A 17,098-nucleotide genomic window follows, 5' to 3' on the forward strand; every position below is an offset into this window, starting at 1 on the left:
AAGCTTTAAAGGAGAAACTGTAAGATTACGTGAATGTTATATCAGATACAATGAGATTGTTCAGTACTGAGAAACCAACATTTACTTATGGGGGATTGAAATAGATGAAGAAAATTGTAGAAGGAACACAAATCAAGAAAATATACGGAGCAAAAGGAAACGTCTTTACCGCCCTCGATAACATTGATTTAACTGTCTATGAAGGAGAGTTTGTTGGCATTATGGGTCCTTCTGGAGCAGGTAAATCTACGCTCTTAAATGTAGTAGCGACCATTGATCAGCCGACATCTGGTGAAATTCTAATCGACGGGATCAACATTAGAAGCATGAATGAAGAACAATTGTCTGCCTTCCGCAGAGATAAGCTTGGTTTCATTTTTCAGGACTATCATTTACTTGATACGTTAACGGTAAAAGAAAATATAGTGCTTCCGCTGGCCTTGGCGAAAATGAATGTCAGCACATTAGAAGAAAAGGTTATAGCTGTAGCGGATCGGTTTGGCATCCGTTCGATTTTAGACAAGTATCCCTATCAAATCTCGGGCGGACAGAAACAGCGAACAGCTGCCTCTCGTGCCATCGTGACAAAACCGAGCTTACTTTTAGCTGATGAACCTACTGGTGCCCTTGATTCTAAGTCAGCAACGGATTTATTAGAAAGCTTAAAAGACTTAAGCGAGCAAGACCATGCCACCATTCTGATGGTAACACATGACGGGTTTGCTGCCAGCTACTGTCAAAGAATCTTGTTCATTAAAGACGGAAAGCTATTTACAGAACTTGTGAAAGGCAATAAAACCCGCAGAGAGTTTTTTAACAAGGTGTTAGATGTCCTTTCAGCTCTGGGAGGTGGCACAAGTGACGCTATTTAGTCTTGCGAAAAAGAATATTAAAGGGAACTTTAGAAATTATGTGGTTTATTTCATTTCCCTTGTATTTAGTATGGTTATTTACTTCACGTTTGTTTCGTTACAATACAGCGATAAAATTCAAGAAAGTATTCTTTTATCAGAGACAATGGACTTTATGTTCATGGCCTCCTCTGCTGTTTTGATTTTGTTTGTCGGCATCTTTATTCTCTATTCGAATTCATTTTTTACAAGACAGAGAAAAAAAGAAGTCGGTCTTTATTCAATGCTTGGCTTACGCAAGAAAACGATTGGCAAAATGCTATTCTATGAAAACTTAATAATGGGAATCATCGCTCTCATCATTGGGATCGTTCTCGGAGCCGTCCTTTCCCAGCTATTTTCGATGATTTTAATCAAATTGATGGGATCTGCTGCTGTGGTAGACTTCAGTATCTCAATCGCAGCGATTGTCCAAACCGCGTCCGTATTTATGGTCATCATTCTTTTTACGTCCGTCCAAAGTTACCGGATCATCTATCGATTTAAATTAATTGAGCTATTTCAAGCCCAGAAAAAAGGAGAACAAGCACCGCAGGTTTCGGCTGTATCCACTGTCATTGGACTAGTTATGCTTGGTATAAGCTACTATTTAATCCTAAGACCTTTTCCAGAAGAACTTACCAATGAGTATGTGCAGTTTAATTACGGCTCTGCGTTAATCTTATTAATCATCGGAACCCATTTATTTTTCCGCTCGGTCACCTTATTTATTTTAAAAGGATTTCAGAAAAATAAAGCACGCTATTATCGGGGGATCAACCTGCTTGTCACGTCCCAGCTTTTGTATCGCATTAGAGGCAATGCGCGGACCTTTACTCTAATCGCAATTTTAAGCGCAGCCACTATAAGTTTCTTTGGCGCTACGTATAGTGGTTATTATGGAAGCGAACAAAGGGCTAAAGATGATGTCCCTTTCACTTATACCCATCTATCGAGAGGGGATGAATTTGACCAGCAGGCTGAGGACCTTATTAAAAAGGATTCGGAGCATCCCGTGCTGGCCGAGGTTACGATTCCAATTATTAAAGTAAGCGGAGAGCTTTCCTTTAAGCTCGATTATGTAACTGAACCTATGAAACTTCTTTCAGAAACCGCTTTTAATCAAGTGTCTGAAGCGTTGAATCGGGATAAAAAAGTATCCCTGTCCGGGAATGAAGCAGCTGTCATCAAGCCGAGATTAACGGAGTTTAAAGCCGAGCAATTTATCGGTGAAAGCATCACGCTTGCAAGTCAACAAACCCTTTCGATTACGGATCTGGCAACAGACTCGATCCTCCCATTTGATTACCCTGATTTCTTTATTGTGGTAAGTGATGAAGTATTTGCAGAGGTATCGAAAGAAATCACACCGCTTACCTATCGGGCTTATGAAGTGGAGAATGAGAAGACAACAGAAGCTACCGCAATAGCTTTTGATCAACTGGCCGGAAAGGACTTTCAGGTTACTTCCTCCTTTTATATCGCCTATAAAGAAGGGAAAGAAGGCAATGCGCTCAGTCTCTTTATACTCGGATTTTTAGGACTAGTCTTTCTGGCCGCAACCGGAAGTATCATTTACTTTAAACAGCTGACAGAAGCCAATGAAGTGAAACCAAACTATGATATCTTGCGAAAAGTCGGTGTCAGCAAAAAAGAAGTCCGAAAAACCATCCAAAAACAATCAAGCTTTGTTTTCGGACTTCCGTTAACTGTCGGAATCTTACACGGAAGCGCCATTTTGCATTTTACAAGTAATTTCATATCCAATCTGATAGGAGCTAATATGGTTGTTCCTTTAATTACGGCAATGGCTTCCTTTATTTTGATTTACATCATCTATTATGTGCTGACCGTTAACACCTATCATAATATTGTTAATAAATAAAAAGGATCAGACCTCCAGTGCATTCCAGCTTTCGTCCACTGGGGTCTGTCCCTCAACCAAAAACATTACTATTTAAAAAAATCCTTTGGATTTGTTTTTTTATTTATTTGCAACCAATGACTTTTTTCTAATTTCCGTTAAGAAAATGCTTCTTCTGTATGTAAATACTTATTTGAAACAATCTTTTTTATACAAAGATAAAAAAATAGAGCACTGCACGTTTGCAGTACTCTTTTTCTATGAATCTTACACCCAACGGGTTGTGATCACTTTTTTGCGTGTATAAAATTGTAATCCATCTTTACCATTGGCATGGAGATCACCATAGAAAGAATCTTTCCAGCCGGAAAACGGAAAGAAGGCCATTGGAGCTGGTACTCCAATATTAACCCCTAGCATGCCAGCATCAATATTTTCGCGGAACTTTCTGACACTTCCCCCATCATTCGTAAAAATACAGGCTCCATTTGCAAAACGGGATTGATTGGAAAGTTCGATGGCTTCGTCTAAATTTTTCACACGGGCAATGGATAATACTGGCGCAAAAATTTCATCCTGCCAAATTTTCATGCCTGTTGTTACATGATCAAAAATGGTCGGGCCGACAAAATAGCCTTTCTTTTGTGCAGCTTCATCCTTACGGCCGTCACGTACAAGAGTTGCGCCCTCTTCAACACCGGTTTCAATATATTTTAAAGTCCGTTCCTTATGCTGCTCCCGAATGACGGGACCTAAGAAAATTCCTTCATCTAGTCCATTCCCAATCGTAATCTTATTTGCTTTATCCGTAAGTAACTCTAAAAATGCATCTGCCACAGTCTCTTCGACGGCCACTACTGATGCAGCCATACAGCGTTCACCTGCTGAACCGAAGGCTGCATTTAAAATTTGTGTAGCTGCGTTATCTAAGTTGGCATCTTTAAGCACGATTGAATGGTTTTTCGCACCCGCTAAAGCCTGAACGCGTTTTAAATTCGCAGTGCCGCGCTTGTAGACATACTCTGCAACAGGCTGGGAGCCAACAAAGGAAATAGCTGCCACCTTTTTATGATCCAAAAGCCCATTCACGACATCATGAGCACCATGAACAATATTGAATACCCCTTTTGGAAGACCCGCTTCTTCTAACAATTCAGCTAAGCGATTGGCTAGTAAGGGGGTTCGTTCTGATGGTTTTAAAACAAAAGTATTTCCGGTCACGATCGCCATAGGGAACATCCAGCAAGGGACCATCATTGGAAAGTTGAATGGTGTAATCCCTCCGATGACACCAATCGGATAACGATACACACCTGACTCTAAATCGGTCGCGATAGAAGCTAATTGCTCACCCATCATAAGGGAAGGTGCACCGGCTGCAAATTCAACATTTTCTATTCCGCGCTGAACCTCACCTTGTGCTTCTGTGAAGTTTTTTCCATTTTCAAGAGTGATGAGTCTGGCTAATTCGTCCCAATGGTCAACTAATAATTGCTGATATTTAAATAAAATTCGCGCCCGCTTTGGGACCGGCACTTCCTTCCAAGTTTGGAATGCTTCGAAGGCAACATCAACGGCATGATCGACATCTTCAGAGCTGGAAATCGGTACGTACGCAATAATCTCGCCAGTCGCTGGATTGTAGACTGGTTCTGTTTGATTGGATTTAGCTTCAATCCATTCTCCGCCTACATAGTTCTTTAGTGTTTTAACAGCAGTCTGAGTCATGTAAGGATCCCCTTTCAATCTATGATTTTATTTTTATTTGTAAAGAATCTTTAAAAAATAGAGTAAAGAATTACCGCCAAGAATAGAACAATGGTAGGTAAAATGACACTTAGCATAAAGATAGGTTTGTATGCACGACTATGTTCCTCACCACATATAGCCCGAATAGTCGTTACAACATACCCATTGTGCGGAAGTGAATCAAGGCCGCCAGAAGCTAATGCGGAAATCCGATGCATCGCACCCGGATCGAGACCTTGCGCCATATAAATAGGTGAAAGAATTGGCAATGCAATCCCTAACCCGCCCGATGCAGAACCAGTGATTCCGCAAATTAAGGTAACTCCCACTGCCAGTCCTAACAATGGAGGTCCAGGCATATTCACCAAGCCTTCAATTAAAGTATCAAAGGCCGGAACCGTAGCAGCCACACTGCCAAAACCAACAACCGCACAAGTATTGGCAATCGCTACTAATGAGTTTTGCGCTCCGATAGCTAATGAATTCCAAAATTCCTTCAAATATTTACTCATAGTTATACATGCGTCAGCGATCCCAATCACTAACGCAATTAATAAAGCGATGGTTGGATCCATAAATTGCCCTAATACATTTAGCAATACAATAACTAAAATCAATGGCAAAACGGCAAGAAAAACATGAGGTAAATCCTTCGCTTTTTGCTCAGGGTTCATGTCCATACTTTCAGCTGCAAGACTGGCTGCCATTTCTTCTTTAGCTTCTAATGGCGATGTTCTCGGAAGGGAGAATACCTCCCCGTTTTGAGAAGCCTTTTTCACAACTCTTCCTATATATAATCCGCCTGCTACCATAATAATCAAGGCACAGAGAACACCAATCCACCCGCCCGCAGTTGGCGTAGTGCCAAAGAATTCGGTTGGAATAATATTTTGAATTTCAGGTGAACCCGGTGAAGTCATGGTAAAGGAAATAGAGCCAAACACTAAGGCTGCCGGAATAAACCGGTGCGGTAAATTGGCAGTCCGGAATAACGAAACCGCAATTGGATAAACTGCAAAACCAACCACAAACAAACTAACTCCGCCATATGTCATAATCGCTGCTGCAGCCACCACAGCAAATACAGCCCGTTTTACTCCAAACTTGGTGCTAATCCAGGTCGCAATACTTTCAGCCGATCTCGTTTCTTCCATGAATTTTCCAAAAACAGCTCCAAGTAAAAAAACAAAGAACCAGGAAGAAAAATAGTTCACAAACCCGGTCATATAATCATCCATTAAGGCTGTTTCTAAATTTAATCCCCCTAAAACCGCGACCAGCACAGAACAAAGAATCGCCGAGACAATAATATTGATGCCCTTCATCGTCAAATACACTAATAGTGCCAATGACCCAATTAAACCAACGAATCCTAACACTTCCATACTTTTCTCCCCATTCCCCTAACATTTTTAAAGTACGGAACTTTTAACTGAGTAGTCGTAGCTGTAGCAAATTCGGTAAAGTTCCTCGATTTCTTCTTTTGCCGGCACTCTAGGATTGTTTTGCGGACTTCCGCTCGCCAGCGCATCTGTCGCCATTTTATCGAGAGCGCTTTCAAATTGCTCCTGATCAATTCCCCATCCCTGTAAATTGGGGATATTTAATTCCAGGCATAGCTTTTTTACAGATTGTACAGCAATATCTGCTGCTTCTTCATTTGATAATCGGTTCGCTTCCGGATTAAAATAACGGCCTAAGTCCGCCAAACGATCGACACAATGCGCTTGACTAAATTCAAGCACTGCCGGAAGCAGCATCGCATTAGAGAACCCATGAGGCACATGGAATAACGCCCCAATTGGTCTTGACATCCCATGAACTAAGCAGACAGATGCATTAGAAAAAGCCATTCCAGCTTGCAAAGCGCCTAAGGACATCGCTTCTCTCGCCTGAAGATTGTCCCCATCTTTATAGGCATCTTTTAGATTTCCGACAATAAGTTCCATGGCGGATAGAGCCAACACATCGGTCATCGGGTGAGCACGGCGTGAAATATAAGCTTCAACCGCATGACTTAATGCATCAACACCCGTTGCAGCGGTAACAGGCTTAGGTGATGACACTGTTAATAAGGGGTCAACAATAGCCACAGTTGGCATAAGGGCAGGCTGCTTAATCATCATTTTTACATCGCTGGTTGTATTCGTAATGACCGTAACATCCGTTGCTTCAGACCCTGTTCCTGCTGTAGTCGGAATCGCAATATGAGGAATCGGCGCTCTACTTGCAATCTTTTTGCCTCCCATGAAATCGCCAATGTATCCGCTGTTGGTTGCGAGAATTGCGACTGCTTTCGCTGTATCAATACAGCTGCCTCCTCCGAGTGAAAGGACCAGATCGCACTGTTCTTGTTTTAGAAGATTCAAAGCCTCCTCCACATAAACATCGGTTGGCTCTGATTTGACCCCAGTATAGACAGCGCTCGTGATTCCTTCTTTGATAAGCAGATCGCGAAGCTTTCCGACATTGCCTAGGCCTTCCATAATATGATCACTGATAATGAGCGCTTTTTTTCCTCTTAATGCGGCCTCCTTTCCAACCGTATCAAATGCATGGCGTCCATAAGAAATGGTTTGCGGTGCTCGAAATAATCCCAAACGCTGACACTCCTTTCTATTCGATTACAACTTTATAACATGCAAGAAGTGTGCCAACATAAAAAAACCGCTCATTTTCCGAATGATATGGAAGATCTCGTTATATGTATGTAGAGGAATATCTACAAAACTGTAGAGAAAGTGTAGTGGATTATATACACTTTTTGAACAATAAGATTTACCAGTCAAGTCGATATTTTTTTATTTTTTGATACAAAGTCGTTCGATGTATTCCCAACAGACGGGCTGCCTTTGATTTATTCCCGCCCGTCTTTTCCAGAACCTCCATAATCGCTTCCTTTTCTTTTTTGGCATGAATAGATTTGGCTTGTTCAAGTAGGGGCCGATTATTTCCTTCGGCATGATATGCCGTTTTTTCTTCAGAATCAAAAACAGATGAATGGTAGAGTCCGATGGTTTCAGCTTGTTCAAGATTGCGATACTTGTCGTAATGATAGCTAATTTCCTTCATATATCGAGGAACATGCTGAACGTCAATGACCGGGCCTTCTGTAAGAATGACAAGTTTTTCAATGACATTCGCTAATTCCCTTACATTTCCATACCAAGCATAGTGCAAAAAGACAGACATTGCTTCTTTCGTAACCAATTTTTCTTCAATATCATATTTTTTAGAGGTACTTGTTAAAAAATGCGAGATTAAGAGCGGAATATCTTCGATTCGGTCCCGGAGCGGCGGAATAGTTAGTTCAATCACATTAATCCGGTAATAAAGGTCCTCCCTAAATTCGCCTCTCTCAACCATTGCTTTCAAATCACGGTTGGTCGCTGCGATGATTCTCGCGTTAATTTTATATTTTTGATTTCCCCCGACGTGTTCAATTTCTTTTTCCTGCAAAACCCGCAAAAGCTTCGTCTGCATCGTAAGCGACAGTTCACCAATTTCATCTAAAAATATAGTGCCATTTTGGGCCAATTCAAATTTGCCTGGTTTTCCGCCTTTTTTTGCACCAGTAAACGCTCCTTCATCATATCCGAACAATTCAGATTCAAATAAATGCTCCGGAATCGCTCCACAATTCACGCTTACAAATGGCCCCTTTGCATAAAAGCTTAAATGATGGATGCTGCGAGCGAGCATTTCTTTACCGGTCCCGCTTTCGCCCGTGATTAACACGGTTGCACTTGTGCCTGCAACCTTTCTGGCCAATCGTTTCACTTTTGCAATCGATTCACTTTCACCAATTATGGAATCAATCGAAATCTTCGCCTTTTTCTTGTCTTCTAAATATTTTGGAGGCTGCTGCTTAATATTTAGTTTTTGAAACCGGTCATATATTCGATATAAATCCCCGACTCCCTCGAAAATGAGCATGCCAATCGCTCCTACGACCTTGTCATTCTTCCAAATCGGAATCCGGTTAACGACCATCGGCTGACCCTTAATATATTGAATAACTCCCCGTTCCGGAAGACCTGTTTTCACTGTATTATGCAAATTGGTATTATCAATCACTTCTTTTACATGACGGCCAATCGCCTCTTCTTTTTTTATGCCTGTAAATCGGCTGTACGCATCATTAAATTCTCGGACAATTCCCTCTTCATCTACAACTGCAACCCCTTCATAGGCACTATCTAAAATGATGCTTAAGATCTCTGCTGCATTTTTGCTCTTGTTCAATTCATCTACATAATGGCCAAGTGCATGCAAAATCTCCTTTTGGGATAGAATTCCCGTTAGTCTCATCTCGTCATCCAATACAAGATAATACGTATAAGGCTGCTGGTATAAATCTGTAATGGTGTCATAAAGGCTGACACTTTGAAAATCAATATTTATCTGACATTCTGAGACTGGCCTGTCAGGCAAGCCCTGTAAAAGATCCAAAATAATAGCTTTTGAACCAAGCACCCCGATTGGCTTAAGGTCTTGATTCACTACAGAAATAAAATCCAAATCATGTTGTGTGAGAATGGCTGCTGCTTCTCCTACTCTAGTATCCAAATGGATATAGGCCGGGTTCTTCATCATCCAGTCCGCTGCAGTTAACCCTGTTTTACATTTGCACACCTGCTCTATTTTTTTCATATACATCCCCTCCTTTGCTGATTCAGTTCCCTTTATCTGTTAGATTAGTATAAAATCTATCTACTTTTCAATGTGTCTATATAGAATATTCTGATTTTTAACAGTAAAAAAACAGAAGTGCCTCATTCAAAGAGATCAACTTCTGCTTTACCTGATTATTGAACATTTTAATGTTGAATACTATCAAGCTATGTTTATAGAGGCATACGAGATCTATACTCGAACTTCACCTATGGAGCCCGGGTTTCATCATGTTGGTCAAACCTGTGTCAATCAATAGTTCTTGTCCACTAATCCTTATTTTTAAATTAGATTGCTTGTTTAGCAAAAAAATGATTTTCTTATTATTGGTCTTCGATGATACCGGCATAGGCAGCTTTATAAATCCGGTAAATATCCTTTTTTTCTAGTGTCATGGGGCTGCGGGCTAGCAATCGTTTTTGTTGAATTGCGTCATTTGTTAAACGTTCCAGCGCATCCTCGGGAATGTTAAATCCTCTTAACGTAGATGGTATATTAATCTCTTCTACTAGACGTTTTAACTCCGCTACACACTTATAGGAGGCTTCTAATGGTGAAAGATTTGTGGGATGGAAGCCCATTGCGTTATAAATATCTTTCATTCGTTTCTCGCAGCTCTGCCGAATATAGCCCATTACATACGGAAACAATACAGCGTTTGATTCACCGTGGGCAATATGAAATTGACCGCCTAACGGATAGGCTAAGGCATGTACACCTGCGACTCCGGCATTAAAAAAGGCCAATCCGGCAAGGTAGCTTCCATAGCTCATATTGGTACGGGCTTGCCGATCTTCACCGTTCGACACTGCTGTACGGATTGATCCGCTGATTAACCTGATTGCCTGCAGCGCAAAGGCATCAGATACCGGGCTTGCGTTTTTAGAAACATAAGCTTCGACGGCATGGGTCAGAGCATCTATACCGGTTGCCGCGGTTACCCTAGGCGGCAGCGAAATGGTTAAAGCAGGGTCCACGATCGCGACATCGGCCAACAAATAGTCATGAGTGACAACATCCTTTGTCGTTTCTAGCGATAGAACTGAAATATTGGTAACCTCTGAGCCTGTTCCTGAAGTCGTAGGGATTAAAATTTTGGGAAGCCCCTTTTTTGAAATTCTTTTTGTACCCGTCAAGTTTAAGTAATCCGCGACGTTACCTTCATGGACAGCTAAAACAGCTGCTAGTTTTGATAAATCTAGCGCACTGCCGCCCCCCACACCGATAACCATTTCATACTGGAACTCACGTGTATTGGCCACTAATTTCTCTCCAATTTCCAGAGGCGGTTCCGGAACAATATCGGTATAGATGTCAATGATGTAACCAGCTTCCCTCAGAGGGACAACAACTTTATCCGTTAAACCGATCTCCTTCAAAAAAGGGTCCGTAACCAAAAGAATCTTTTTCACCCCAAACTGACTTACTTGTTCTACCAGATGGGACAGTGAATTCCAGCCGGTAAAACTGACTGGTACAAACGTTATTTTTTCAGACATTTGATCACTCCTCCTATTGATTGATACAATATCACTTTATTCATTTCTAAGGCGGCCACTGCTACTATTTAAAAATAATAACAGTGATTGCAATTTATTCTGAAATTCAATCAAAACCAATGGGATCTAAAATCACATAAAAACAATAGCGGTACAAACGAAAATAAAGTTTGAGCTGCTATTGTTTTTATGGCTTTAGGATTAAATCAACGACAGTAATTGGTTATACAAACAATCCCCTGCGAATCAAATTTGCAGTTACTGGCTGCTTTCCAATTTCCCGCGACCATATAGACAATTGTCCGATGTGGTGAATCTCGTGGGCGATAACATGTCGCATGATCTCCCCGTATTGGAAGGTCTCCCATTTACCTGCTGAGTTTTTGTCAGACAAAATACGAGTTTCCATGCCCCTGTTCCAAGCATAAATGAAAGGAGCTATTTCCTCATGGCAACGTGCTGAATAATTTCTTAATTTTTGCACTCCGGCATAGTCCTCGAACGGAGGCTCTTCAGGCATCGGCTTTCCTTGCAATGCGCTAATCCAGGCGTATTCACACTCTATAATATGAAACATCGTATAGAGAATGCTTCCCGGACCGCCTACACGTTTCTTCAGCAGCTCTTCCTCTTGCACTTCGTCGCACCAGTCTAACCAATCCTTGCGTACTTGCCAGTTGTACTCGAATAATTTCAGCATGCCATCCACCTTCCTTATTCCCTCAATATTTATCTTCAAAGAATTCGGGAGAACATTGAAATATCCTGCTCCATATGATCAGGCATTAAAAAAAAATAGCGTTAATCTTTGGATTAACGCCACCACCGAATATTAAAGAGGCCTTACGTTCAGTTTATTATCTTCTCATGGATTAATTTAAAATCTTATTGAATTTTTTCGTCACTAATGAGTTCATCAAATTTCCATTCTCCATTTTCTTTTACTAGTTTATAGGTCATGATTCTGGTTGATTCGGGTTCAGTGCCCCACGCAGGGTAATGAACAGTTGCAGCTACGATCGTACCCTTTTCTGTTCCTCCGCTTTGTTCTTCAATTTTGATAACTTCTACAGGTCTCCAAGTCCTTTCCCAAGATTTTATAAGTCGCTCTCTAACAGAAGGGTAATTGTAAACGTAGTTTGCTTCGAAATGCTCCTTAAGTCGTTTACTCATCATATCATAATAGGCATCAAAATCCTTGTTGTTATAAGCTTCATAATGCTTTTCAACCATTTCTTCAGCAGTCATATGATCTTCAAAAAGACCGGTTCCTTCTTCTAAAACATTACCTAGAAAAGGGACTGATAATATGATTAATACAAGGAAGGCTGATGCTAATGCAATGTAAGATTTCCATTTATCAGGTGATTTCTTTGTATTTAGTAATCTTCCATCAATTTTAGTATTGATTTGATGCAAAATATCATACTGTTCTTCTTCAGTCATGTTAATCTGATTTTTCATAGATTTGAAATCCTGATCATACACATTTATTTCCGGATTAAATGGTTTCATTATGATATCCCTCCTTTTCTAGTTCCTTTTTTAACGCTTTCATCCCTCTGAACAAATTTACTTTGACTTTATTTTCACTCCAGCCTAATATTTCTCCGGTCTCACTGATGGACATTTCTTTAATTTTCCTTAAAATAATGACATCTCTATATGGGCGTTTAATCCTATTCAATGAAATAAATAATTGCCTTTCAAATTCATTAAACATCATAATGTCTTCAGGTGATTTCTCAATGGTTTTAAAGGATGGAAACCAATCGGAAATATAAGAACTAGGTTTTTTCTTTCTTATAAAATCAATAGTTAAGTTTCGGGCAATTTTAAAAAGCCAGCTTTTTACATTTTCTCCGTTAAAGGCTTCATAATGGCTGTATGCACGGAGGAAAGTATCCTGTAAAATATCATTTGTCTGGTCCCGATCACCAATCATAAAAAAGACATATCTAAAAATGTCATTACTGTACTCGTGATACCAGCTATTTATTTGTTGCTTAATAAAGTTTTGGTCCAAAAACCCATCCTCCCTCTCATTTCTTTTACACTGTAAAAACGGATAAAGCCTAAAAAGGTTACACATCATTTTTTTCGAAAAACTATCATTATTGTAAACTTTAGCTTTTTACGGTAAAGAAAACTTGGCAATCGCCAAGCCTTTATGGCGCAGGCGATTGCATAGTTCAACTTATACTTTATTCTTAAAAATTTTATAACTGCTTCGAATTTCTTCTTTGCTAAAATGTCATACTTTCATAAAGTATAAAAAAATGTACCGCCCAATGTTAGTTAGCGTCTAACATTGGGCGGTACATTACATCTTCGAATAACACTACCCGTTCAACATATAAAACTATCTGATTACTAAATAAAGCGCTGCAGCACAACCCCTTTACCGTCTTCTGCTTGCACTTCAGCAAATGCACCATTTATGAATGTGATTTGCGGAGGGACATGACCGCAATCAATATCATAAATAATAGGGATTTGAAGCTCATCGGAAAGCTCTTTATAAATGTCTTCAGCGGTATAGTCTTCGACAGGATGATTGGCTGGACTTCTGCCAAACAGAATGCCAGAGCATTGATCAAACCAGCCTGCTAACTTCATTTGAACCAATGATCTTCGTAAATCCGTGGCAGTTAACTCACAATTTTCTAAATACCATAACACAGATTCACCATTGAGAAATTGTTTTCTAAAGCCATCAACATCACCGAATGGTGTACCGATCAAATGTCTTATTACGTCTATACAACCGCCAAGTAAACGTCCCTTTAAATTCTCACTCTTGTTTGAAGCCGTTTTCCAATAAGTTTCTTCAGTTAAATGAAAAAGACAAGGTGAAGGGTTATTGTGATCCCATTCTCTTTGATATGTTGAAGAAGAATGTTGAAGGATGGATTCCCCGGCTTTAGTTGATAATACTGATTGCCACATGGCAGTTGTATCATCCCAATATTCTCCTCTTAAATCTACTAAATTAGCTCCATGAGCAGTGGCGATCCCTGTCTTTAAAGTAATAGCCAATAACAATACACTTGTATCGGAATAACCTAATATCCACTTTTCATGTATATCGTTAAAATCAATATATTCTAGCATCTCAATCAATAATTCCCCGCCCCATGGAGGAATGATGGTACCAATATTATTATGTTTCATCATTTCATTGAACTCTGCTGCACGCTTTTGAGCCGGTGCTGATTTTGCTTTCTCCTGAGTCCAAACAGTCTCGCCGCAAATAACTTTAAATCCTTTCATCTCCATACGACTGCATGCAAGTTTAAACATATCATGTAATTCAGCTGGTACTCCAGATGAAGGTGCTGTTACTCCTATAGTTGCTCCTTTTTCTAAATATGGATATTTGATCACAGCTGATCTCCCCCCAAATAGACACTTTACATGATAGTAACAAGCCAAAATTAGTTAAACAAGAACTATTTCAAATGTTTTACGATGTCAGCGTCTTCATCTAATTTTAACAATGTACTTGAATCTAAAACTTTCAAGATATCCTTTACCAAAAATTTTGATATTATATCACGATTGAATTCATTTATACTTATTAACTCTACCTCTTTCAAATATTTAATTTTGTCTATTTCGGGATGACTGTCTAAAGGAATTGTCCCAAGAACAATGTTTTGATCCAAAACAATCTCTCGAACTATTTTTTGAAAAGAACTGGATAGCATCTGCATAAAGCCAATTTCATCCATTACTATTATTTTCTTGGAACGTAAAGCTTCTTGTAATATTTTTATAGCAAATACTTCGAACTTTTCTATATCAATACCATACCTTCCAATTCGAGTTTTGCTTCGACTTTCTACGTTCGCAATTTCCACACTTTCTCCGTTAATGGAAACACATCTGAAACCAACTCGATCATTTGAATTTGTTATTTCCTCGGTATAGAATCCACCACAAATATCTGGTCCAATTTCATTAATCAGTTTTTTTATGATCGTTGTCTTGCCCATTCTAGGCTTCCCCGTAAGTAAAAAAGATCTCTTAGAATTCTTATGTACTCCGTCTAACCTTGCCAACAGCTTGTAATGGGGAGAGTTCAGATGCCATGTCTCATATGGAACAGAATTTACTGTATTTAGTGCATCAAGTATACGTGACTTTAAATGAGGGCGTTTAATATATTCATCAATATTCGTTTCATCCATCTTTATATATTTAGCTTCTAAAATCTCTTCAGGCTGAATTTTTAATTCTCCACTGACATATTCCGCACTAAAAACCACGGACAAAACATGGAACCTCTCATTGTAGTAAACTCCGGATACCCCTAGCGGACGTATGACAATTCCTGTTTCTTCGAGAAGCTCCCGACATACCGCTGCATCCAGCGGCTCACCTGCCTCTACAAATCCGCCGGGGATTTCCCAAGTGTCCGGACGTAAATGTGTGCGAACCATTAGAACATCACCATTCTTGTTCTTAACAAGTGCTGAAACAGCAACCAAATGTTTTGACTGTTCATTCATCTATTAGCACCACCACTTATGGTTTCTTCCATTAAGTTATCGTTCACCTAAAAAATTTAATAAGTCAATTTTAACATAATATTCCAACAGCAAGCCCATTTTTCTGAAAAAATCGAAAAAGGAAGAGGGATTGCCACTTTTGAAAACCATTCTTCTTTTACATGAATATCCGGTATTTAAAGTAGAACATCCCTCACGATAAAAGAAAAAGGAACGCAATCCTATTGGATCCGTTCCTTTTGTCTCGTTATGTTATGACTCTTTCAATAAAGGTTTTCCCGCTTCAATCAATGCCTGGTTTCGCCCTAAGAATATGGAAAGGATAATAATGAATAACCCAGTTGCTATCAGCAGCCACTCAATTTTGATGATATCTGCGATTGGACCGAATATAAGCATTCCAATCGGCATCATAGAAGTTGAAATCATCCCCATGACTCCAAAAACTCTTCCCAAATAATCTTCTTCAATTTTCTCTTGTAATAAAACAGTAGTCGGAGTATTAAAAATAGGCATGGCGACCCCGAATAAAGCCATGAAGACTAAATAAACCCAAAAGTTCGGGACTACTCCAAGAGCAAATGTGCAGACTCCCATAATAAGACTTGCAAATGTCATCGTCATCACTTTATTTTGAAATCCTCCCCAGGATGCGATAATTCCTCCACCTGCCATCATTCCTATTGAAAAGGCGATTTCAATGGCAGTTAGCTGCCATACGTCACCGCCAAAGCTGCGTGTAACCTGCAATGGTGTCAAAAAGGCTGCAGGTGCCATTAATACAAAGAAGAATGCAAAGAATAGGAAGAATTTTTTTAGAAAATCATGGTTATTCACATATTTTAAGCCTTGTATAAAGTCACTAAAGTAACTTGTGGTTTGTTTTTCAGCTGCTTTCTGATGTACAGAAATTTTTAAAAAGGCAAGCAGTGTTACAATCGCAATCACTGCAGTAATGACATCGATAAAAAATATAATCTCAATCGTAGACATTGCTAATAGTGCTGCACTGACCATTGGAGATACGAACATGATGACCGCTTGGATACTTCCATTTGCTCCATTTACCTTTGTCAGCTTATCCTTCGGCACAATTTGCGGCAGAATAGCACCGACAGCCGGCGTTTGAATTCCCGTCCCAAAGGCACGAATCGCTGCCATCACAAATAGCAGCCATATTGCATCAAATCCCATTAAAAAGAGAATGGCAAGAATCAGAGTAGCAACCGCAATAAGTCCGTCTGCAAGAATAATCAGCATTTTTCGGTTGTAGCGATCCGCCCATACCCCTGCAACAGGTGACAAAATAAAGGTTGGAATGAAACCGCAAATGATATACAACGTCATCATCAAACCCGATTCCGTCGTTAGCGTTATATGCCACATAATGGCGTATTGAACCAGGGACGATCCAAAAAGGGAGATCGTCTGGCTGCTTAAAAAGAGAATAATGTTCTTCAACCAATTCTCTTTGAGATCATGATTTACTTTGTTCATTGACTAACAACTCATTTCCATTAAATTTTTTTAATAGCTTCACCTACATTCATAATCTTCGTACCGCTCTGCTTATACATGTTTAAAGACACAAAAAAGAGGGAAGACTCATCCCCTCTTTTCAATAACCGATAAATGCAGGTTTCCTTAAAAATAGACAGACCAATCCCCTTGCTCTGAACAGAGGCAGAGCCTTCAAACGTATTCATTTAACGAATGAAAGGCAGGAATCTTAATCTCATTGATGCTGTCAAAAGGAAAACCTCCATTTCATTAATAATTAATCCTGAATCCGTGACATAAGGCGGTTACTTTTGAAGGTTTTGGAAAACCTGAATTTTCTGCCTTTTGCCACTTAAACTTTTTGTATAGAATTCTTTTTGGGTACATCAAATAAAACCTGCTTTCCTC

Annotated in this window: 13 protein-coding genes; 2 read left to right on the forward strand and 11 right to left on the reverse strand. The window is 39.7% G+C overall.

All coding sequences use genetic code 11. The annotated features are described in order from the left end of the window. The first annotated feature begins 104 nt into the window (after positions 1-104). Positions 105-872, forward strand: coding sequence for an ABC transporter ATP-binding protein (locus MLE14_RS02645; protein WP_243296727.1), 768 nt, complete (start codon positions 105-107; stop codon positions 870-872). Then, positions 859-2,775 carry an ABC transporter permease gene (locus MLE14_RS02650; RefSeq protein WP_243296728.1) on the forward strand — a complete coding sequence of 639 codons (1,917 nt, stop codon included), beginning with the start codon at positions 859-861 and terminating at the stop codon, positions 2,773-2,775. Before MLE14_RS02645 ends, MLE14_RS02650 begins: the two co-directional genes overlap by 14 nt. A 246-nt stretch (positions 2,776-3,021) precedes the next feature. Here the strand turns inward: MLE14_RS02650 and MLE14_RS02655 are convergent, their stop codons facing one another. From MLE14_RS02655 to MLE14_RS02710, 11 genes are all read right to left on the reverse strand, one after another. Then, positions 3,022-4,482 carry a CoA-acylating methylmalonate-semialdehyde dehydrogenase gene (locus tag MLE14_RS02655; RefSeq protein ID WP_094245263.1) on the reverse strand — a complete coding sequence of 487 codons (1,461 nt, stop codon included), beginning with the start codon at positions 4,480-4,482 and terminating at the stop codon, positions 3,022-3,024. A 50-nt stretch (positions 4,483-4,532) separates the two neighbouring features. After that, positions 4,533-5,888, reverse strand: a complete 1,356-nt coding sequence (locus MLE14_RS02660; protein WP_243296729.1) for a GntP family permease — start codon at positions 5,886-5,888, stop codon at positions 4,533-4,535. Positions 5,889-5,915: 27 nt separating this feature from the next. Continuing rightward, positions 5,916-7,103 (reverse strand): iron-containing alcohol dehydrogenase, encoded by a 1,188-nt coding sequence (locus MLE14_RS02665; RefSeq protein ID WP_243296730.1) that lies wholly within the window; start codon positions 7,101-7,103, stop codon positions 5,916-5,918. 178 nt (positions 7,104-7,281) lie between these two features. Continuing rightward, positions 7,282-9,156 (reverse strand): sigma-54-dependent Fis family transcriptional regulator, encoded by a 1,875-nt coding sequence (locus MLE14_RS02670; RefSeq protein ID WP_243296731.1) that lies wholly within the window; start codon positions 9,154-9,156, stop codon positions 7,282-7,284. Positions 9,157-9,500: 344 nt separating this feature from the next. Next, positions 9,501-10,676 carry an iron-containing alcohol dehydrogenase gene (locus MLE14_RS02675; RefSeq protein WP_243296732.1) on the reverse strand — a complete coding sequence of 392 codons (1,176 nt, stop codon included), beginning with the start codon at positions 10,674-10,676 and terminating at the stop codon, positions 9,501-9,503. 223 nt (positions 10,677-10,899) lie between these two features. Further along, positions 10,900-11,376: a DinB family protein gene (locus tag MLE14_RS02680; protein WP_243296733.1), complete on the reverse strand. Its 477-nt coding sequence runs from the start codon at positions 11,374-11,376 to the stop codon at positions 10,900-10,902. A gap of 185 nt (positions 11,377-11,561) precedes the next feature. Continuing rightward, the gene (locus MLE14_RS02685) at positions 11,562-12,191 is read right to left on the reverse strand and encodes a nuclear transport factor 2 family protein (protein ID WP_243296734.1); all 630 of its coding nucleotides are present in this window, start codon (positions 12,189-12,191) and stop codon (positions 11,562-11,564) included. Beyond that, positions 12,178-12,702 carry an RNA polymerase sigma factor gene (locus tag MLE14_RS02690; protein WP_243296735.1) on the reverse strand — a complete coding sequence of 175 codons (525 nt, stop codon included), beginning with the start codon at positions 12,700-12,702 and terminating at the stop codon, positions 12,178-12,180. Before MLE14_RS02690 ends, MLE14_RS02685 begins: the two co-directional genes overlap by 14 nt. A 347-nt stretch (positions 12,703-13,049) precedes the next feature. Next, positions 13,050-14,063: a S66 family peptidase gene (locus MLE14_RS02695; protein ID WP_243296736.1), complete on the reverse strand. Its 1,014-nt coding sequence runs from the start codon at positions 14,061-14,063 to the stop codon at positions 13,050-13,052. 65 nt (positions 14,064-14,128) lie between these two features. Then, positions 14,129-15,190, reverse strand: a complete 1,062-nt coding sequence (locus MLE14_RS22555) for a nucleoside-triphosphatase (protein WP_313897724.1) — start codon at positions 15,188-15,190, stop codon at positions 14,129-14,131. 252 nt (positions 15,191-15,442) lie between these two features. After that, positions 15,443-16,687 (reverse strand): MFS transporter, encoded by a 1,245-nt coding sequence (locus MLE14_RS02710; protein WP_243296737.1) that lies wholly within the window; start codon positions 16,685-16,687, stop codon positions 15,443-15,445. Positions 16,688-17,098: the final 411 nt, after the last annotated feature.

This window comes from Bacillus litorisediminis (genome assembly GCF_022808645.1).
Lineage (GTDB): Bacteria > Bacillota > Bacilli > Bacillales > JC228 > Bacillus_BF > Bacillus_BF litorisediminis.

Excerpts from the sequence above, each read along its gene's own strand:
- MLE14_RS02670 (WP_243296731.1), bottom strand. The coding sequence starts at position 9,156 with ATGAAAAAAATAGAGCAGGTGTGCAAATGTAAAACAGGGTTAACTGCA.
- MLE14_RS02710 (WP_243296737.1), bottom strand. The coding sequence starts at position 16,687 with ATGAACAAAGTAAATCATGATCTCAAAGAGAATTGGTTGAAGAACATT.
- MLE14_RS22555 (WP_313897724.1), bottom strand. The coding sequence starts at position 15,190 with ATGAATGAACAGTCAAAACATTTGGTTGCTGTTTCAGCACTTGTTAAG.
- MLE14_RS02685 (WP_243296734.1), bottom strand. The coding sequence starts at position 12,191 with ATGAAACCATTTAATCCGGAAATAAATGTGTATGATCAGGATTTCAAA.
- MLE14_RS02680 (WP_243296733.1), bottom strand. The coding sequence starts at position 11,376 with ATGCTGAAATTATTCGAGTACAACTGGCAAGTACGCAAGGATTGGTTA.
- MLE14_RS02675 (WP_243296732.1), bottom strand. The coding sequence starts at position 10,676 with ATGTCTGAAAAAATAACGTTTGTACCAGTCAGTTTTACCGGCTGGAAT.
- MLE14_RS02655 (WP_094245263.1), bottom strand. The coding sequence starts at position 4,482 with ATGACTCAGACTGCTGTTAAAACACTAAAGAACTATGTAGGCGGAGAA.
- MLE14_RS02660 (WP_243296729.1), bottom strand. The coding sequence starts at position 5,888 with ATGGAAGTGTTAGGATTCGTTGGTTTAATTGGGTCATTGGCACTATTA.
- MLE14_RS02645 (WP_243296727.1), top strand. The coding sequence starts at position 105 with ATGAAGAAAATTGTAGAAGGAACACAAATCAAGAAAATATACGGAGCA.